21 protein-coding genes are annotated in these 19786 nt (G+C 40.8%); 15 read left to right on the top strand and 6 right to left on the bottom strand.

The genetic code is table 11. The features are described from left to right. Position 1: 1 nt before the first annotated feature. The 3 genes from K8F54_RS00490 to dnaA are packed head-to-tail and all read right to left on the bottom strand — an operon-like array spanning position 2 to position 3351. A complete protein-coding gene (locus K8F54_RS00490; RefSeq protein WP_290785512.1) occupies positions 2 to 1381 on the bottom strand; it encodes a PQQ-dependent sugar dehydrogenase in 1380 nt (459 codons plus the stop codon). Between the two features lie 53 nt (positions 1382 to 1434). After that, positions 1435 to 1887 carry a low molecular weight protein-tyrosine-phosphatase gene (locus K8F54_RS00485; RefSeq protein WP_290785511.1) on the bottom strand — a complete coding sequence of 151 codons (453 nt, stop codon included), beginning with the start codon at positions 1885 to 1887 and terminating at the stop codon, positions 1435 to 1437. A gap of 36 nt (positions 1888 to 1923) precedes the next feature. Next, positions 1924 to 3351, bottom strand: coding sequence for a chromosomal replication initiator protein DnaA (dnaA, locus tag K8F54_RS00480; protein ID WP_290785509.1), 1428 nt, complete (start codon positions 3349 to 3351; stop codon positions 1924 to 1926). 204 nt (positions 3352 to 3555) lie between these two features. On the opposite strand from dnaA, the gene K8F54_RS00475 reads away from it, so the two are divergent. Beyond that, positions 3556 to 3963 (top strand): thioesterase family protein, encoded by a 408-nt coding sequence (locus K8F54_RS00475; protein WP_290785506.1) that lies wholly within the window; start codon positions 3556 to 3558, stop codon positions 3961 to 3963. On the opposite strand, the gene K8F54_RS00470 is transcribed toward K8F54_RS00475, so the two are convergent. The 3 genes from K8F54_RS00470 to ribD are packed head-to-tail and all read right to left on the bottom strand — an operon-like array spanning position 3960 to position 6498. Beyond that, positions 3960 to 4577 carry a YigZ family protein gene (locus tag K8F54_RS00470; protein WP_290785504.1) on the bottom strand — a complete coding sequence of 206 codons (618 nt, stop codon included), beginning with the start codon at positions 4575 to 4577 and terminating at the stop codon, positions 3960 to 3962. The genes K8F54_RS00475 and K8F54_RS00470 overlap by 4 nt on opposite strands. Further along, positions 4577 to 5449, bottom strand: a complete 873-nt coding sequence (locus tag K8F54_RS00465) for an EamA/RhaT family transporter (protein WP_290785501.1) — start codon at positions 5447 to 5449, stop codon at positions 4577 to 4579. Before K8F54_RS00465 ends, K8F54_RS00470 begins: the two co-directional genes overlap by 1 nt. After that, a complete protein-coding gene (gene ribD / locus K8F54_RS00460) occupies positions 5446 to 6498 on the bottom strand; it encodes a bifunctional diaminohydroxyphosphoribosylaminopyrimidine deaminase/5-amino-6-(5-phosphoribosylamino)uracil reductase RibD (protein WP_290785498.1) in 1053 nt (350 codons plus the stop codon). The genes K8F54_RS00465 and ribD overlap by 4 nt, the downstream gene beginning before the upstream one ends. Positions 6499 to 6525: 27 nt before the next feature. Here ribD and K8F54_RS00455 point away from each other — a divergent pair, with 27 nt between their 5' ends. The 14 genes from K8F54_RS00455 to K8F54_RS00390 all read left to right on the top strand — a co-directional run. Then, positions 6526 to 7011, top strand: coding sequence for a GNAT family N-acetyltransferase (locus K8F54_RS00455; RefSeq protein ID WP_290785496.1), 486 nt, complete (start codon positions 6526 to 6528; stop codon positions 7009 to 7011). A gap of 2 nt (positions 7012 to 7013) precedes the next feature. Further along, a complete protein-coding gene (gene prmC, locus K8F54_RS00450) occupies positions 7014 to 7871 on the top strand; it encodes a peptide chain release factor N(5)-glutamine methyltransferase (RefSeq protein ID WP_290785494.1) in 858 nt (285 codons plus the stop codon). After that, complete coding sequence (locus K8F54_RS00445; protein ID WP_290785491.1) at positions 7864 to 8454, top strand: TIGR00730 family Rossman fold protein; 591 nt, start codon at positions 7864 to 7866, stop codon at positions 8452 to 8454. Before prmC ends, K8F54_RS00445 begins: the two co-directional genes overlap by 8 nt. 100 nt (positions 8455 to 8554) lie before the next feature. Then, the gene (gene aqpZ / locus K8F54_RS00440) at positions 8555 to 9256 is read left to right on the top strand and encodes an aquaporin Z (protein WP_290785488.1); all 702 of its coding nucleotides are present in this window, start codon (positions 8555 to 8557) and stop codon (positions 9254 to 9256) included. Positions 9257 to 9363: 107 nt separating this feature from the next. Continuing rightward, the gene (gene ligA / locus K8F54_RS00435) at positions 9364 to 11358 is read left to right on the top strand and encodes an NAD-dependent DNA ligase LigA (protein WP_290785485.1); all 1995 of its coding nucleotides are present in this window, start codon (positions 9364 to 9366) and stop codon (positions 11356 to 11358) included. Between the two features lie 57 nt (positions 11359 to 11415). Next, entirely contained in the window at positions 11416 to 11934 is a 519-nt protein-coding gene (locus K8F54_RS00430) for a hypothetical protein (protein ID WP_290785482.1), read from the top strand. Beyond that, on the top strand, positions 11931 to 12806 hold the full coding sequence (gene dapA, locus K8F54_RS00425) for a 4-hydroxy-tetrahydrodipicolinate synthase (protein WP_290785479.1): 876 nt from the start codon (positions 11931 to 11933) through the stop codon (positions 12804 to 12806). Before K8F54_RS00430 ends, dapA begins: the two co-directional genes overlap by 4 nt. A gap of 121 nt (positions 12807 to 12927) precedes the next feature. Then, entirely contained in the window at positions 12928 to 13752 is an 825-nt protein-coding gene (gene bamD / locus K8F54_RS00420; protein WP_290785476.1) for an outer membrane protein assembly factor BamD, read from the top strand. Positions 13753 to 13757: 5 nt separating this feature from the next. Continuing rightward, positions 13758 to 14093 (top strand): DNA-directed RNA polymerase subunit omega, encoded by a 336-nt coding sequence (locus tag K8F54_RS00415; RefSeq protein WP_290785473.1) that lies wholly within the window; start codon positions 13758 to 13760, stop codon positions 14091 to 14093. 6 nt (positions 14094 to 14099) lie between these two features. Then, complete coding sequence (coaBC, locus tag K8F54_RS00410) at positions 14100 to 15311, top strand: bifunctional phosphopantothenoylcysteine decarboxylase/phosphopantothenate--cysteine ligase CoaBC (protein ID WP_290785471.1); 1212 nt, start codon at positions 14100 to 14102, stop codon at positions 15309 to 15311. Next, complete coding sequence (locus K8F54_RS00405) at positions 15304 to 16194, top strand: DUF4835 family protein (protein WP_290785468.1); 891 nt, start codon at positions 15304 to 15306, stop codon at positions 16192 to 16194. The genes coaBC and K8F54_RS00405 overlap by 8 nt, the downstream gene beginning before the upstream one ends. A gap of 91 nt (positions 16195 to 16285) precedes the next feature. Further along, positions 16286 to 17938: a DNA repair protein RecN gene (recN, locus tag K8F54_RS00400; RefSeq protein WP_290785465.1), complete on the top strand. Its 1653-nt coding sequence runs from the start codon at positions 16286 to 16288 to the stop codon at positions 17936 to 17938. A 60-nt stretch (positions 17939 to 17998) separates the two neighbouring features. Beyond that, positions 17999 to 18817 (top strand): SDR family oxidoreductase, encoded by an 819-nt coding sequence (locus tag K8F54_RS00395; RefSeq protein WP_290785462.1) that lies wholly within the window; start codon positions 17999 to 18001, stop codon positions 18815 to 18817. 250 nt (positions 18818 to 19067) lie between these two features. After that, the coding region (locus K8F54_RS00390) for a hypothetical protein (RefSeq protein WP_290785459.1) at positions 19068 to 19786 on the top strand (719 nt) is incomplete at its 3' end.

The raw sequence follows: 19786 nt of genomic DNA, 5'->3' as shown, positions 1-19786 counted from the left end.
GCTATCTTACGATCAGCTTTTTTAGTTGTGTACCTCCTGTTTCAGAAATAACTTTCACCAAATAAATACCTTGTGAAAGATTCGTCACTGAAATATTTTTTTCTGAAGCAAGGATATTTTCTTCAGAAAGTAAAACACTCCCCTTCATATCCAAGATTGTAATTGTAGCTATTTTATCAGATTTAAAACTGAAGTTCACATACTCCGAAGCAGGATTCGGAACCATAACTACTTCTTCCATATCATAATCAGCTGTCCCTAAATCACCACCATCAAACGCTAATACGCGACCACCAATATCGACGATGTACAATTCATTTTGATAATCGACACCAAATGACACCCACGATCCACCAAAGGTGCCCCAGTCGGTTAGATCGCCGGTACTATCTACCGTAAATACGCGCCCGCTACACACATCTGCCGCAAAATACAGCCCATTGTGAATAGGAAAATCGGTGCCTCTATATACATAACCTCCGGTAATAGAGCAATTTCCACTCCCGGTGCTCGAACTGTATTCGGCAATGGGGAAGGTAAGCTCGCTTGGGTCGGGGCAACCTGTTGTGTTAAATGGGACAGAGCCTTCGTAGCATCTCCACCCGTAATTGAGTCCCGCTTCGGCACTACCGGCACGGTCTATTTCTTCTACGTCAGCCTGACCAACATCGCCAATCCATACATCACCATTGGCACTGTCAAATGAAAATCGCCATGGATTTCGCAAGCCATAAGCCCAAATTTCTTCGGCATCATTTACACTTCCCGCAAAGGGATTATCGGGTGGGATGCCGTAATTGTTAGGAGGCATTGGATTGTCTATATCTATTCGCAACAATTTGCCCAATAGTAGTGCGGTGTTTTGGGCCCTGTTTCCGGGGTCACCACCACTTCCGCCATCACCGGCAGCTATGTATAAGTAGCCATCATTTGGGCCAAAAGCAATTCCGCCCCCATTGTGATTACTAAAAGGCTGGTTGTATTCTATTATGGTCAATTCAGAATTTGGGAGGGTCACATTGGGATCTCCCGGGTCAACCGAATATCTCGCGATTCGAGTATCGCCGTTTGTCTTTGTATAGTTTACATAAAAATAACCATTGTTCGTGTAATCGGGGTGAAATGCCAGGCCCAAGAGTCCTTGTTCACTTCCGGTAGAGACAAGTGTTGAAATATTTAAAAATAGTGTTGGATTTGTGGTTCCATCCGGATTTAAAATTTTAATCCTTCCGCCTTGCTCTACCACAAAGAGACGTTCATCGCCTGCATTTTGAAGATCTACGGGACTGTTAAACCCATCCGCAAAAGGCACAAAATCAATTTGGGCATAAAAGAATCCGGAAAAGAGAAGGCATACTAGTATTGGGACATACTTTTTCATAACATATAATTTTTTCAAGGTCTAAAGTACTGAAAAGCCTCCGATAATAAAAGTTAAAGCCGTTCTGCTATTTTTTCGCAGGCATCATCGAGCATCTTATACACATTTTCAAATCCGTGCTCGCCTCCGAAGTAAGGATCGGGGACGTCTACATTTTCACCGGGGAAAATTTCATCAAGAATGAGTTGTACTTTTTGTTTTTCAATTTCGTCTTTAGCGAGTTGTACCACATCTCGATAATTCGAATTGTCCATAACAAAGATATAATCGTATGTTTCGAAGTCGTAGGCAGAGAATTTCCTTCCGCGCTGATCCGTAATATCCAAACCATATTTTTGGGCAATGGAAATGCTTCGGGGATCAGGTAGTTCTCCTGCATGCCAACCACCTGTGCCGGCAGATTCAACTATAATTTTTGAGGGATCGACTTTTGATTTTAGAATTCCTTCGGCCAAGGGAGAACGACAAATGTTTCCGAGGCAAACCATTAAAACTTTTGTTTTCATAATTGCAAGCTATAAAATGTAAGGCAATTAAGGGCCTTATAGTGTCAGCTTTTTGTTGAGGTCTTCTACGTATTTTCTGAATTGCTTATCGGTACTCGATAAGTTGTCAACGGTCTTACAAGCGTGTAAAACAGTGGCGTGGTCGCGCTGTCCAATTTGTGAACCAATAGACGCCAAAGACGCTTTGGTGAATTTTTTAGCGAAGAACATCGCCAATTGGCGCGCTTGAACAATATGGCGTTTCCGGGTTTTAGATTGCAACGTATCCACATCCATCTGGAAATATTCACTTACTACTTTTTGAATATAATCGATAGAAACTTCTCGTTTGGTGTGCTTTACGTAATTGTCGACAATCTTCTTGGCAAGATCGATGGTAATCTCCCTTTTATTGAAGGAAGAGTGAGCAATCAATGAGATAATCGCTCCTTCCAATTCACGAATATTGGTTTTAATATTGTTTGCTAGGAATTCTACAATATCTTCAGGCATTTCAACTCCGTCACGATATAACTTATTCTTTATGATGGCCACACGGGTATCGTAGTCGGGGTGGTTCAATTCGGCAGAAAGACCCCACTTGAAACGCGACAACAATCGTTGTTCGATGTCGATCATATCGACGGGTGCTTTGTCACTTGTTAGAATGACTTGCTTGCCATTTTGATGTAGGTGATTGAAAATATGGAAGAAGACATCCTGCGTTCCGGCCTTACCTGAAAGCAATTGAATGTCATCTACAAGCAACACATCGATAATCTGATAGAAATGTATAAAATCGTTTCGGTTGTTCTTTTTGACCGATTCAATATACTGTTGTGTAAATTTTTCGGCAGAAATATACAAAACGGTTTTTTCGGGGTATTTATCTTTAATTTCAACACCAATGGCATGTGCCAAGTGTGTTTTGCCCAATCCAACACCACCAAAGACCAACAGAGGATTAAACGAAGTGCCACCAGGCTTGTTTGCGACTGCCATTCCTGCAGAACGTGCCAAACGGTTGGATTCGCCTTCTAAAAAATTCTCAAAATTATAATTGGGATTGAGCTGTGATTCAATTTTTACATTGCGTATACCCGGAATGACAAACGGATTTTTAAGTTCCGGACTTTTATTCTTCAAAGGTACATCGACCTCCTGTGATTGTACCTGACTCCTATTAGAGCTGGGGATACGTTCGGTAAATGGTTGCTTGTTCCCGTAAGTATTTTCCATTTTGATCACATAGACCAACTTGGCTGTAACACCCAATTCTTTGGTGAGGGCAACTTTCAACAATTTCACATAATGCTCCTCCAGCCATTCGTAGAAAAACTTACTGGGAACTTGAATACTCAGAGCGTTGTCTGTAAGCTTCACTGCTTTGATAGGCTCGAACCAGGTTTTGTATGCTTGCGAAGTAATGTTATCTTCGATAAAGGACAAACAATTTTTCCAAACCGATTCCGCAGTTTTACTCATAGTGGTTGTTGAAGTATTAGTTAGTTATAAGATGTCAATAAAAACGGAGAAAAAGTGATTCCTCTAACAAATTATTAACATTGCAAATATGTGAACAAAAAAATGAAAAAAAAAATAGAATGGGTATTGAATTTGTAGTTTTTTTTCGCATACTGTAACTAGTCCAAAGCTACGAAAAAAAGTTCCCTTTTTAAAAGTAAATCTGTGAAAAAAAATCTTACAAAATTAAGAGTCCGATACGGGGAAACCGATCAGATGGGAATTGTCTACTACGGAAATTACGCACAATTTTTGGAACAAGGACGAACCGAATGGCTACGGGAATTGGGCTTTTCGTATAAATGGATGGAAGCGAACAACATACACCTTCCGGTAATTAACTTGAATATTGATTATAAAGCTCCGGCCTATTATGACGATCTTTTGACCGTTACTACTAGGCTAAGGAAAATTCCTACTTTTAAAATTGAATTCGACTACGAAATACACAATGAATCGGGTCAACTTTTGGTATCGGCAGCTACCGCCTTGGTTTTTGTAAATAGCACCACAAAAAAATTACAAAAGGCACCTGATTATCTGTTGAATAAATTGAAAGAAACCTTAGACTAAATAGCTAATTTTTTGATGGTTACCTTGTAGGTATTTTCGAAAAGATCAAAGATGCGATTTGCATCTTTTTTGCGTACCGAAATTTCGATCTGACAATTTAATTCCATTTTTTGATCTACGATGTGAAGATTTTCGTCTTTTAAGATACGCATGACCGTATTCATTTCCGGATATTCAAATTGTAAATAGAAATGCTCGTTTATTGTTCTTTTTACAATGTGTGAAGCTTCCAAAGCCATTTGTGCAGCAGTTTTATACGCCTTGATCAATCCACCCACGCCCAACTTGGTGCCTCCAAAATAGCGTACCACCACCACCAATACATCGGTGACTTCAAAAGATTGCAATTGTCCATAGATGGGCATACCGGCACTGTTTGATGGCTCTCCGTCGTCATTCGCCCTATAGTTTTCGTAGTTTTTGCCTAACTGCCAAGCATAGCACCAATGCCGTGCATTGTAATGTTCTTTTTTAAGTCTGTCTATGTGCTCTTTAATTTGATCTTCGGTAGTTACAGGAAACGCAAAACCAAAAAACTTGCTGCCACGGTCTTTAAAGAGTACCTCAGGAGAAGCCTTGCTAATAGTTTTATAGGTGTCTTTTTGAAGTGTCATTACATTCGGGCAAGTGCTACAAGAAGAATACTCACAACGGCTAATAAAATACCAATCCAGTTCTTTGGCAACAACTTTTCTCTAAACAGTATGATACTCAATAGGGTAGACAATAGTACTATCGTCACGTTGTTGACCGTAAAAATTCCGGAACTTTCTAAAATTCCACTCCTTAGTGCTAACACCAGAAAGTACAATGAAAAGTAATTTGTAATTCCTAAGGCGATACCACCTATCACATTCTTAAACTGAAATTTAAATTTTCCGGCGACACCCTGTAAGGCTAAAATGACAAGCCCTATACACGCTGCAGCCGAAAAAACCACAGCACTAAATAGCGAGACATCTTTTTCGGCGACATAAGATTCTTCCAAATATTTTATCGAGGTGTCTATAATTCCACTTCCCAAAAAAACCAATGCAGGAAAAATGAGGTTCCTTTTTTTTATTTTCAAGCCCTCTTTGGCCTTAATTGAAGTAAGGTATACCGCCGCTAAGGCCATCAAAATGCCAACAACTTTTAAAATTCCCATGGCTTCCTTGTAGTAAAAAAGACCAAACAGTATTGGGATAACCAAACTCATTTTGGTGGCAACCGATACTACCGAAATTCCACTGCGCTGCGTTGTAATCGCCATTAGGTTGAAGATTCCAATGAAAAAGGCACCCAATGCCAGGGTGTAGTAAAACCAATCAAATTGTGGCAACTCAGATAGGATGAGGGGTGCGTCGTAGGCTATTAACCCGCAAGCACAGGCGACTAGATAATTAGTCACTATGGCGTGAAAAATATTTATTTTAAAACGTTCAAACAGTTTAAAAATGATAAAGATGAACGTAGAGGCTAAAATGCTAAGTGCTAAATAGATCAATCCGCTAGGTTTTTATAACGATGCATAATATCTTCCTTTAAAGTGATTTCTGAAATTAATTTTCCTGAAAATGTAGGTGCTTTTAATCCGTTTTGGAATATCACAGCTCCTGTAAAAACCACCGCTTCGTCCCAAAGCTGCGCATCGATAAATGACTGAAGCGTTCGGGCACCACCCTCAATTATAACCGATTGCAGGTTGTGTTGATACAAAATTGCACAGAGCTGCTTCGGAAGGTCTTCTGAAAAGGTTGCCGTTTCGTAGTGTAGCATTTCAGTTGAATTCGTCTCCACTTCAGTAATAACAATTGTTTTCACGGTTCCGTCGAATACCGAAGCACCCTTGGGAATCTTTAAATTTCGATCCAACACCACTCGAACCGGGGAATTCCCTTGCCAGTCTCTTGTAGTGAGGTTTGGGTTATCTGCCAGCACCGTATGGGTACCCACCAAGAGTGCCTGTTCTTCCGAACGCATTTTATGGGTGAACTGTCGCGAATAGGCATTGGTAATCCAGAACGGTTTTTTTTCGGCACTTCTAAGCTCATTTTTAGGGGCCATAAACCCATCCTGCGTCTGTGCCCATTTTAGTACAATAAAAGGACGTATTTTTTGATGAAATGTAAAAAAGCGTTTGTTGAGTGCTTCGCAGGCGTCGTTCAACACACCAACGGTAACATCGCAACCGGCTTCCATCAGTTTCTGAATACCACGACCGGCTACTTTTGGATTGGGATCGATACCTCCTATAACCACTTTTTTGATTCCGCTTGAGACTATAAGATTGGCACAAGGTGGTGTTTTACCAAAATGACTACAAGGTTCCAAAGACACATATAAGGTTGCCGCTTGTAATAGGGATGTATCTGCCACACTTTCAATAGCGATTACCTCGGCATGTGCTGTTCCGGCTTTCATATGCCAACCCTCGCCAATGATTCGACCACTGTGAACAATGACACAACCCACCATCGGATTTGGATAGGTAGTACCCAGTCCATTTTTGGCCAATTGGATGCAACGCATCATATAATTTTCGTGTATCTTCACTTCGCAAAAATACAAGTAATTAGTTAGATGCATACAGCCGTTATTAGACCGATTCAAAAAAAAGAAAACGAACAAATTGCCAGTATCATTCGCGGTGTCTTAGAGGATTTTGGTGTACCAAAGGTGGGCACTGCCTATGCCGATGCAGCCTTGAATGCCATGTTTGAAGCCTATGATAAAAAAAATGCCGCCTATTTTGTGCTGGAAGAGAACGGAACACTCATTGGTGGAGGAGGTGTTGCACAGTTGGATAATTACGATGGCAAGGTTTGTGAATTGCAAAAAATGTATTTTCTTCCCCAAGCAAGAGGGAGGGGACTAGGTACTCAAATGATCGATATTTGTTTGCAAAAAGCCAGTGAAATGGGATACGAAAAATGCTACTTGGAAACCATGTCGTATATGGAAGCAGCCCAGAAATTGTACCAACGCTACGGATTTCAATATTTGTCCGGCCCCATGGGAGATACAGGTCATCACGCCTGTGGAGTTCATATGATAAAAGACTTATAAGTTTGAAGGTTTCTTTACTAAAATCCGATTTTTTTTCAGCCCTACATTCGCTATATCCACAGGAAGAGCTTCAATCTTTTTTTAGCTTGCTGGCGCAACACATTCTGAAGATGACACGTCTGGAAACCACATTGCAAGCCGAGAAAGAGCTTACTGAAGAAGCGGTTTTAAAATTTTCGAAAGCAATGGATCGCTTAGAAAAATTTGAACCCATTCAATATATAATAGGAGAAGCCGAATTCTTCGGCTTACTTTTTAAAGTGAATAGGCATACCTTAATACCTCGTCCCGAAACCGAAGCACTGGTGGACTGGATTATTCAGGATTCTAGTACCCAACACCCAACGCCCGGTACCTTATTGGATATTGGAACCGGATCGGGCTGTATTGCCATATCCCTTGCCCACCATTTAACGCAAACACGTATTTCGGCGATAGATATTTCTTCGGAAGCACTAGAAGTAGCTTCAGAGAATGCGATTCGGAATAAGGTTCAGGTCGATTTAAAACGGCAAGATGTTTTAGAATTGACAACCCTTCCGAAGCAATTCGATATAATAGTATCCAATCCGCCATATGTTCGGGAACAGGAAAAGGCGGCCATGCAAAAAAATGTACTTCAGCATGAACCGGACATTGCGCTCTTTGTTTCAGATTCGGATCCCTTACTGTTCTATCGAAAGATTTCCCGACTCGCAAAAACCGGTTTGAATCCCGGAGGTATTCTTTACTTCGAGATTAATGAGTATCTTAGTAAAGAAATGGTAAGCTTACTTCGCGAAGAAGGATTTAAGCAAATTGAAGTGAAGCAAGATATTTTCGGAAAAGATCGAATGATAAAAGCCTTTAACCATGCCTAAACTAGAAACCATTTGTGTTTTCTGCGGAAGTAGTGATGGAAATGATCAAGCTATTACCGATGCAGCTGTGCAGCTGGGTAGCATGCTTGCAGAGCGAGACATTACTTTGGTATACGGTGCTGCAAAGATTGGCGTGATGGGTACTTTGGCGAAATCGGTTTTGGATAACAATGGGAAAGTAATTGGTATAATCCCCGGATTTCTAAAGAAAAAAGAAGTCGTGCATTTGGGATTAACCGAGTTGATCACCACGAAGAATATGCACAAACGCAAGCTAAAAATGCAGCGACTCAGTGATGGTTTTATTGCTTTACCCGGCGGCATAGGGACCCTCGAAGAGTTATTCGAAATACTTACATGGCTACAACTGGGATTACACACCAAGCCTATCGGACTGTTAAACTGTAATGGTTTTTACAATGATTTATTACAACTTTTAGAAACCATGGTGAGAAAAGGATTTGTTTCCTTGGAAAATTACGAGTTGCTTTTGGTAGATACTACCGTGTCCGGATTACTTCAAAAAATGTCAAATTTTAAAGCCCCGAATATTCCTAGTTGGCTTAGTGAGGACAGGGCCTAAGCTCTAAGTTATCAACTATTTCTACCCTTTTTTCAACAATTTCACCCTTAAAAAAATATGATAAAGTACATTTAGGAGATTAACTAATAACTCAACTTGTATGAAATCATCAAAAAAGTATTTTGCGGAAGGTCTGGGAACTTTCGCTTTAGTATTATTTGGTTGTGGTGCAGCGACTATTGCTAGTGTGTCACAATCGGGACCTGAAGGAATTGGTTTACTTGGGATCGCTCTGGCATTTGGACTTTCTGTTGTTGTGATGGCCTATACCATCGGGCCAATTTCGGGATGTCACATCAATCCGGCTATTTCTATCGCTATGCTTGCTGCAGGTAAGCTTTCTGGAAAGGACACGCTTGGCTATGTGATCTCACAATGTATAGGTGCCGTTGCTGCGGCCGGATTATTATATGTACTGGCCACCGGCAGTGCCGGATTTGTCATGCCCGAATGGGGCTTGGGAAGTAATGGATGGGGAACCGGTTACCTAGGCGAATACGATATGAAATCTGCCTTTATCGCGGAGTTTGTATTTACTTTTTTATTCTTAATGGTTATTTTTGGGACCACAGCGAAGAATGCATCACCTATGATGGCAGGATTGGCTATCGGTATTTCATTGGCACTTGTTCATATGGTTGTGATTCCTATTACGGGAACTTCGGTGAATCCGGCTCGAAGTTTAGGTCCGGCCTTATTCGCAGGCGGTATGGCGATGCAGCAATTGTGGTTGTTTATAGTAGCCCCTGTTGCAGGAGGACTTTGTGCCGCACTAGCGCGTAAAATATTTTTGGAGGATTAATTCTGAATGTAATTGAATAAAAAGGCTCTCAAATGGGGAGCCTTTTTTTGTTAATATTCAATGAACTTTACCCAATCCAGAAGCAATACAATTTTTATATTTGTTGTATGAACATGGAACAAAAGATCAAGCAGCTACGCGATGCACTTCGTGAACATAATTACAACTATTACATTCTTGATAATCCAACGATATCCGATTACGAATTCGATATTAAATTAAAGGAACTACAGGAGCTAGAAGCCGCTCATCCGGAGTATTATGACGCCAATTCACCTACGCTTCGGGTTGGGGGAGAAGTGACCAAAAACTTTGAAACAGTAGCACATACCTACCGTATGTATTCCTTGGACAACTCCTATTCGAAAGAGGATTTACTCGACTGGGAAAAGCGCATCAAAAAGGTAATTGATGCAGAGGTGACATACACCTGTGAATTGAAATACGACGGTGCATCGATGAGCCTGACGTATGAAAAAGGAAAGTTGGTAAGAGCTGTTACGCGAGGGGATGGCTTTCAGGGTGACGACGTTACCACCAATGTGAAAACCATCAAGTCGGTACCGCTTCAATTAAAAGGGGATTATCCTCCCTTGTTTGAAATTAGAGGGGAGATTGTATTGCCCTTTGCCGGTTTTGAAAAGATGAATGCCGAACGGATCGATATTGGGGAAGAGCCTTATAGAAACCCCCGAAACACGGCTTCGGGTAGTTTAAAACTGCAGGATAGCAGTGAAGTAGCCAAGCGACCTTTGGAATGTCTACTCTATAGCATCAAAGAAGAACGTCCTACTATAAAGACGCAATTCGAAAGTCTTAAAAAAGCGCGTGAGTGGGGTTTTAAAGTTCCTATGGAGGCCAAACTCGCCAAAAGTATGGATGAGGTATTGGCCTTTATCAACTACTGGGATGTGCAGCGTCACAAATTACCCTACGAAACCGATGGCGTTGTGGTAAAGGTAAACAGTATACAACAGCAGGAAGAGTTAGGGTATACCGCTAAGTCACCTCGTTGGGCCATGGCCTATAAGTTCAAGGCCGAACAGGTTGCTACGATCTTAGAGGAGATCACCTACCAGGTAGGCCGTACGGGTGCTATCACGCCCGTGGCAAATTTGGAACCCGTTGAATTGGCAGGTACAATAGTGAAGCGCGCCTCCTTGCACAATGCAGATCAAATCGCGAAGCTTGATATACGGGAAGGTGATACTGTATTTGTTGAAAAAGGGGGAGAGATCATTCCTAAGATTATTGCTGTGGATATGAATTTCCGAAGTCAGGCGTCGACACCAACAGAATATATTACCGAATGTCCCGAATGTCAAACAGCATTGGTTAGAAAGGAAGGAGAAGCGCAACATTATTGTCCGAATGCCGAAGGATGTCCGCCACAGATTATTGGTCGTATTCAGCATTTTATTTCTCGGAAAGCCATGGATATTGAAGGTTTGGGCGCTGAAACGGTCGCTCTTTTGGTGAATAATGGTTTGATTTCAAATTATGCCGATTTATACGAACTTACTATTGATCAAGTGATTCCTTTGGAACGCATGGCTCAAAAAAGTGCCGAAAACCTTGTGGCCGGAATTGAGGCTTCCAAGCAAATTCCTTTTGAGCGGGTCTTGTTTGCCTTGGGAATTAGATATGTTGGGGAAACCGTTGCAAAGAAACTGGCGAAGCATTACAAAAGTGTTACTGCCTTGGCGGAAGCTTCGGCTGAAGGATTGATCGAGGTCGATGAGATTGGTGATCGCATTGCCGAAAGTGTCGTTGCTTTCTTTTCCGAAGAAAAAAACAGATCGATAATTGAACGATTAAAAAGTTATGGAGTTCAGCTAGAAATTTCGGCAGAGAAACTGGCAAATCAGACCAATAAATTAACGGGTAATTCCTTTGTTGTTTCAGGTGTATTTACAAAGGTATCACGAACCGAATTAAAGAAATTGATTGAAGATAACGGAGGTAGAATTTCGGGTTCTATTTCTAGTAAGACCAACTATATCGTCGCCGGAGAGAATATGGGGCCGAGTAAAAAAACAAAGGCAGATGATTTGGGAATACCTATTATAAGTGAGGACGAATTTTTGCAAATGATTTCTTAAACTTCAGGGAAAGAATACTCTAATTACGTAATTTTGCAGCCTGGTAGGCGAGAATTCATGTTCAAAAAACTCAAACAAAAATCACTTCAAAAGCAGACCGAAAGGAACATTCGGCAAAGGGATGCGTCACAGGTAAACGAACCTCTTACAAAATTGGGATTATTGGTGGACGAAAGCGAGTTTCAGGATTTTGAAGAATTGTATGATTTTTCAATGCTTTTAGGAATTCAACGCAAGGATGTAAAGGTATTTTCATTTCTGCCAACCAAACAGAAACTTCCATCCTTACGTCAAAACCAAATCTATCACAAAGACTTTACCTGGAAAGGGGAAATTCACAATCAAAATGCCCGCGAATTCCTCGAAATGCCTTTTGATGTATTGATAGGCTATTACAAAGGGTCGCATGAATTTTTGGACCTTATGGTTTCTGCGAGCAAGGCAAAGTTTAAAGTGGGAGTCGCGAGAGCCGATCCAAGGTTCTACGATTTGATTATTGAAATCGAACCAGAGGAGATTTCGGCATTCAAAACCGAATTAAAAAAATATTTAAAGATTCTAAAAAAGATATCATGAAAGAACTAATTGGAACCGGTGTTGCCTTGATTACTCCTTTTACGGAAGATTTTAAAGTGGATGTGGCCGGATTGAAGCGGGTGGTAAACTTTAATATAGACAATGGAATAGATTATCTAGTGGTCCTGGGGACAACGGCCGAGAGCGTCACCCTATCTAAAACGGAGAAACAGCTTGTGATCGATACCATAGTGGAAACGAACAATGACCGAGTGCCATTGGTGTTGGGAATTGGTGGAAATAATACGCAAGAGGTGATTGAGGAGATGCAAACGCGTGATTTGTCGGACTTTACCGCGATTCTATCGGTATCTCCCATGTATAACAAACCTACGCAAGAGGGGATCTATCAACATTTCGCGGCCATCGCCCAAATGGCCCCAAAGCCTATTATCCTATACAATGTGCCCGGTCGTACGGCTTCTAATATGTTGCCCGAAACCGTTATTCGGCTGGCAAATGATTTTGAAAGTATCGTTGCGATCAAGGAAGCAGCAGGTGATATTGTACAAGCCATGCGATTGATAAACGGCTGCCCTGCGGAATTTTTAGTAATATCCGGCGATGATATGGTCACGCTACCTATGATTTTGGCCGGCGGAGCTGGGGTTATCTCGGTCATAGGAGAAGGATTTCCGAAGGAATTCTCCGAAATGGTACATTTGGGATTGAATAAAAAGGTAGATGATGCCTATAAGATCCATTACAAATTAGCACCGGCGATCGATTATATTTTCGCCGAAGGAAATCCGGCCGGGATCAAAGCGGTATTCGATAAATTGGGGATCTGTGGTGCCACGGTTCGTTTGCCATTGGTTGGCGTTAGCGAGGCATTGCGCGCCAAAATTGATGCTTTTGTAGATGGTTTTTAATTCAGAAAATGGAAATGGTGCGTTAATTTTTTCAAAACATGTGGGATCACCCGTGTTTCTTGTCCTATTTTAGCCAGATAATAAGTTTTTATTATCACGTATAATTCACTACTTTTGCACGATGTTTTTTAAATATATGAGAGCCAGCCTTTTAATTCTATTTGTAAGTTTACTATTTATGTCCTGTAGCCAGTATCAAAAGGTGCTACGTGGCGATGATTCGGGGCAAAAGTATGCCATGGCAGATTCATTGTACCAAATAGGAAAATATAAAAAAGCATTGCAATTGATGGAGCAGATTGTTCCGGTATATCGCGGAAAACCACAGGCAGAGAAATTGATGTTCATGTATGCAAATACGTTCTATAATTTGGAGGACTTTTATTTGGCAGGCTATCAGTTTGAGCGTTTTGAAACTTCCTACCCGAAGAGTGACAGTGTAGAGTTGGCTTCCTACCGTTCGGCGAGAAGTTATTATGAATTGTCCCCGCGCTATTCATTGGATCAAAAAGATACCGATACCGGTTTAGAAAAACTGCAAAAATTTATCAATTCATATCCCAATTCCGAACATAGATTAGAGATCAATACCTTGGTTTCGGAATTGCGTTACAAAAAAGAAAAGAAAGAAATTGAAGTGGCGAAGCAATATCTTCGTATCTCCGATTATAAAGCAGCCATCGCGGCCTTCGATAATTTTATCACCGACAATCCGGGGTCTGAATTCCGTAAAGAAGCTTTCTTCGGAAGGATAGAAGCCGCCTATAAACTGGCGATAAACAGTATTCCTCAACTAGTTCCTGAACGATTGGAGCAAGCGCAGGTGTATTACAATAATTTTGCGAAATATTATAAAGACAGTGACCTGAAGGCAGATGCCGACAAGATTTCGGAAGACATACAATTACGATTACGAACCTTAGAAGAAACGACAAGTTTAAAATAGAATTTATGAGCGATATTAAAAATTCTGAAGCACCTATCAATACGATTACTATTGATAAAAACCTTATAGATGAACCAACCGGGAATATCTACAAGGCTATTTCGATTATTGCCAAAAGAGCTACGCAAATCAATGGTGATATCAAGAAGGAATTACTCGAGAAGCTAGATGAGTTTGCTACCTATAACGATAGCCTGGAAGAGATTTTTGAGAACAAAGAACAGATTGAGGTTTCCAAGTTCTACGAGAAATTGCCTAAGCCACATGCTTTGGCCGTACAAGAGTGGTTGGAGAATAAGATCTACTATCGCAACACTCAAGAGAGCGAACTCGATAAATAATTAAAAATGTCTGTGTTAAGCGGTAAAAATATACTACTAGGCGTAACAGCCGGTATTGCCGCTTATAAATCGGCTTTTCTAGTGCGTTTATTAGTAAAGGCGGGTGCCAATGTGAAGGTAGTGATGACGCCTTCAGCTAAAGAATTTGTAACCCCCTTAACCCTTTCCACACTTTCAAAGAACGAAGTTTTTTCTTCATTTACGAACGAAGAAGATGAAAATGCCCAATGGAATAACCACGTTGAGTTAGCCCTTTGGGCAGATTATTTTATAATAGCTCCGGCTACGGCAAATACCTTGTCAAAAATGTCTCAAGGGACCTGTGATAATCTATTGTTGGCCTGCTATCTTTCGGCGAAATGTCCGGTGTATTACGCGCCAGCCATGGATTTGGACATGTATACACACCCGTCTACCAAAAAGACATTTGAGATATTGGGTAGCTTCGGAAATATTCAAATTCCCGCGACCTTTGGTGAGTTGGCAAGTGGTTTGGTGGGGCAAGGGCGTATGGCCGAACCGGAAGACATTGTTTCATTCCTTGAAAATGATATTCTGAAATCCTTACCACTACGTGGAAAGAGGATTTTGATTACGGCCGGACCCACCTACGAAGCCATTGATCCGGTACGTTTTATAGGAAACCATTCCAGTGGAAAAATGGGCTATGCATTGGCCGAAGTTTCGGCCGATTTGGGAGCTGAAGTGGTTTTGGTTTCGGGACCCTCACATGTACATTTGAAGCGCAATGCGGTGAAACTCATCCCCGTGACCTCGGCCAAAGAAATGTACGAAGCAACTCATGCGCATTTTGACAACTGTGATGTGGCTATTTTGAGTGCCGCGGTAGCCGATTATCGCCCCAAGAGGGTGGCCGATCAAAAAATTAAAAAGAAGGATTCGGTTCTTACCCTTGAACTGGAGAAGACCGACGATATTTTAGCTTCATTGGGGAAGATTAAACAAAAACAATTGTTGATAGGCTTTGCTTTGGAAACGGAGAATGAATTGGAAAACGCAAAAAGCAAACTCAAAAAAAAGAATTTAGATTTAATTGTATTAAATTCGCTTAATGATAAAGGTGCCGGATTTAAGTCAGACACCAATAAAGTGACTTTGGTGACAAAGGGCAATAAAGTGATCCCTTTTTCAGTTAAACCAAAAACCGAAGTAGCAAAAGACATTTTACAACATATTATAAAACAACTTCATGCGTAGATTATTCCTTTTTCTTTCGTTTTTAATTTCTACCTATGCGTTACAGGCCCAAGAGTTAAACTGTACCATTGTCATTGATGCGCAACAGACAGGTCAACCCAATCAGCAGGTATTTGCGACATTGGAACAACAACTTACCGAGTTTTTAAACAACACAAAATGGACGGATAAGGTCTATCTGAACCAGGAACGTATCGATTGTAATATGTCGATCGTGATTTCCGAATACAGCGGAGATACCTTTACCGGATCGATTCAGGTGCAGTCTTCACGACCTATATTCGGGTCTACCTATGATAGTCCGATTTACAATTACAACGACCGACAATTCAGTTTTAAGTATACCGAATTTCAACCACTCAATTTTAATATCAATACGTTCGAATCGAACCTGATATCGGTGATCGCCTATCATGTGTATACGATCATTGGCCTGGATGCAGATACCTTTGAACCCGATGGTGGAAAGGAATATTTTGAAGTAGCAAAGCAAATTATTAATACAGCCGCATCGAGCAATTATGCAGGCTGGAGACCTACAGACGGCAACCAATCCCGTTACCGATATAATGATGCTATGTTGTCTTCGGTCTATAAAGAATTCCATACTGCCATGTATGAATACCATCTCAACGGCTTGGATCTTATGAGTCAGAATCAAAGAGACGCCAAGTTGAAGATCATCGATGCCATCGCCACCTTAAAAGGCATTAATGACCGTAGACCTAATTCATTCTTGTTACGTACCTTTTTTGATGCCAAGAGCGACGAGATACAGGCGGTATTTAGTGGAGGACCTCAGGTGGAAATAGCCGCCTTGATCGAGAATTTAAATCGAATGGCTCCTACCAAGCGTAACAACTGGACTGAAATTAAGTTTTAAACATCCTTTCTTTTTTCTTGCAAGAGAATCAAAACTCTGTTACTTTAGAAGCTATATAAGCGCGCTGCTTTTATACCTTTAAATTCCATTTGTGATTACAACCCTTGCCATAAAGAATTATGCACTCATCGATGATATCCGTGTTGATTTTAATTCGGGACTGACCATAATTACGGGTGAGACCGGTGCCGGAAAGTCGATTCTACTTGGAGCTTTATCTTTGGTATTGGGCAAACGGGCAGATGTAAGCAGTGTTAAAGATGCTACTAAAAAGTGTGTCATCGAAGCCGAGTTTGCCATTGATCACTACCATTTACAACCCATTTTTGAGGAAAACGAGCTGGATTACGAATCGCATACAATTATTCGTCGTGAGATCTTACCGAGTGGAAAATCCAGAGCGTTTATAAACGATACACCGGTTGCACTGCATCAACTACAGGCCTTGGGACCTCATTTGGTGGATATACACAGTCAGCATGAAACCCTTACTTTATCTTCCGAAGCATTTCAAATGGAGGTCATCGATGTGTTGGCAGACAATTTGGGGTTGCTACGGGAGTATGCGTTGCAATTGGAATCTTTTAAGAAGTTGTCGACAACACTTTTGGAAGTGAAGAATTCGAAGGAAACTGCAACCAAAGAATTGGACTATAATACCTTTTTATACAACGAATTAAAAGAAGCCGACTTAGAGCGATTGAATCAACAGGAGTTGGAAGAAACCTATGCAACTTTAAATAATTCGGAAGAAATTCAGGAGTCGCTTGCGAAGATTCATCGGTTATTTTCTGAAGAACAGATTGGTACACTGGACACGGCTAAGGAGGCGAGACTTAGCTTGGGAAAACTGCGTAGTTTTTCTTCGGAATATGAAGCCTTGTGGAATAGATTGAACAGTGCTATTATTGAATTGGAAGACCTCGAACAAACAGTCGAGGAATTGGTTGGGAATGTTGAAGCAGACCCGCAGAAGTTACAAGAGGTAAATGATAGGCTGCAGACCTTATATAAGTTACAACAAAAACACAGTTTGGCTACGGTTGAAGAATTGTTAGGGCTTCAGACCGAATTAGAAGAAAAGATTGATATAACCCTTACCATGGACGAACGTATTTTGGAACTGGAGAAACAACTTTCAGAAGCCAAAAGGAGTGCCTTACAAACGGCCGAAACACTTCATGAAAAACGCCTAAAAGCCATTCCGCAGTTAAAACAGAAATTAGAATCGTTTTTAAAGGAATTAGGACTGCCCAATGCACAGTTTCAGTTTGTGTTGACACCTTCAGAAGCATTTAGAAGAATAGGCACCGACACCTTGGATTTGTTGTTCACAGCAAATAAAGGCTTACCATTTGGGTCGTTAAAAAAGGTGGCGTCGGGCGGAGAGTTAAGCAGGATCATGTTGGCGGTTAAGGCAGTATTGACACAGTATAAGAAGTTGCCAACTATTATTTTTGATGAAATTGATTCGGGTGTTTCGGGGGAGATTGCACATAAGATGGCAACTATTATGGGCGAGATGAGTAAGTCCATGCAATTGTTCAGTATTACGCATTTACCACAGATCGCCGCCAAAGGCGAACATCATATTAAGGTATACAAGGAAGATAATGAAGCGGTTACAGTTACCAGATTGAAAACACTAAACGAAGATGAGCGTATTGTAGAAATAGCGCAGATGATTGGAGGAAAAAAAGTGACCGATTCGGCAATTGCCCACGCAAAAGAATTATTGAATTAAATGTATCTTTGTTTTCAACGGTAAAATATACAAAAGAGCATTCATACTAATTAAGAAGATATGGCTTATAATCTATTAAAAGGAAAAAGAGGAATTATTTTTGGGGCATTGGACGAAAATTCTATTGCGTGGAAAACAGCAGAGCAGGTGCATGCAGAAGGAGGTAGGTTTGTACTTACCAACGCGCCCATTGCTATGCGAATGGGACAAATAAATGCCTTGGCCGAAAAGACAGGGTCGGAAATTGTTCCAGCCGATGCTACGAGTATGGAAGACCTTGAAAACTTAGTGGATAAAGCTACTGAGATCTTGGGTGGGAAATTAGATTTCGTACTACACTCTATTGGTATGTCGGTGAATGTTCGAAAAGGAATGAAATACACAGACCAGAATTACGATTGGACTCATAAAGGATGGGACGTTTCGGCGGTTTCATTTCACAAGACCATGAACGTATTGTATAAAAAAGATGCGATGAATGAATGGGGAAGCATTGTTGCACTCACCTATATGGCGGCGCAACGTGTATTTCCCGATTACAATGATATGGCCGACAATAAGGCCTATTTAGAATCTATTGCGAGGAGTTTTGGTTATTTCTTCGGAAAGGATAAAAAAGTACGGGTGAATACAATTTCTCAATCTCCAACGCCAACAACAGCCGGTCAAGGTGTGAAGGGTTTCGACGGTTTTATAGCGTATGCAGAAAAAATGTCACCATTAGGAAACGCTACTGCCTTGGATTGCGCCAATTATACGGTGACCTTATTTAGTGATTTGACCAAACGGGTCACGCTTCAGAACTTATACAACGACGGAGGATTTTCGAATATGGGAGTAAGTAATGAGGTCATGGAATCTTTTATGGAAAAACAATGATTTAAAATTTCTTGAAATTATTTATAAAAACCTGCTTTTAAGGATACTAAAGGGCAGGTTTCTTTTTTTTGACAAATTTAATGTGGTATTGGTCGTGGAAAGAACGTTGCTTGTCGAATTTTGTTTGAACATGTTATAATCTTTAGTATATTTAAGATAACAATAATCAATCCATTAATTTATTATGAAAAAAATTACTTTTTTATGGTGTTTACTGTTTTGCTTAACGGCTACAGTACATGCTCAGAATTTGCAATCATCTGCTACTTCCACGGCCATAGACGCTAAGGAAGCGACAGAGATAACAAAAGTACAGAAGCTTAGTGCTGGGAATATGGAAAACGTAAATACTACTAGGTATTTCCAACCGGCTCCGTATAATAAGAATACAAACACGGCTTTGGAAATTGAACAAGAACTTTTGGCGGCATCAGTTGCAGCTAGTTCTCAAACTGGAATTTCTTTGGATGATTTACTGGATCGCTATGCTGCGATGGGTCATCAAACAGGAAAAATTGATCAGCTTTTCACTATTGAAGAAATAGCAGCATTAAAACGTCATTTTGCATCTCAGAACAACAATATGATGGCGAACATTATCCCTACAGCGGGAGCGACCGAAACCTTTGCGGTTGTTGTTGGAGATTTTTTCTATGACCCATCTGATGGAGTAAATGGAGGTCCGGGTGGTGACTGTACAACAACATCATCAGGAAATTCAGGAGATTATCCTAACTGTGGATGTACCACTACAACGACCTTGACCGGTGTGGATCTAGAAGTTGAATTTTTGTCGTTTAATATATTTGGAACCTTCGATGTTCTTAATATTTATGATGGTCCTAATACTGCCTCTCCACAGATATATGATAGTAACTTGAACGCAAGTACAGATACTTTAGCAGGAATGATTGCCGCTAACGGATCTGCAGTTTTTACCTCTACGAGTGGCGCATTAACATTTGAATT

The organism is Altibacter sp., from assembly GCF_019913785.1.
In the GTDB taxonomy this organism is placed as follows: Bacteria; Bacteroidota; Bacteroidia; order Flavobacteriales; family Flavobacteriaceae; genus Altibacter.
The sequence above is the reverse complement of the archived record's forward strand: the minus strand, read 5'-3'. Positions and strand labels throughout refer to the sequence as shown.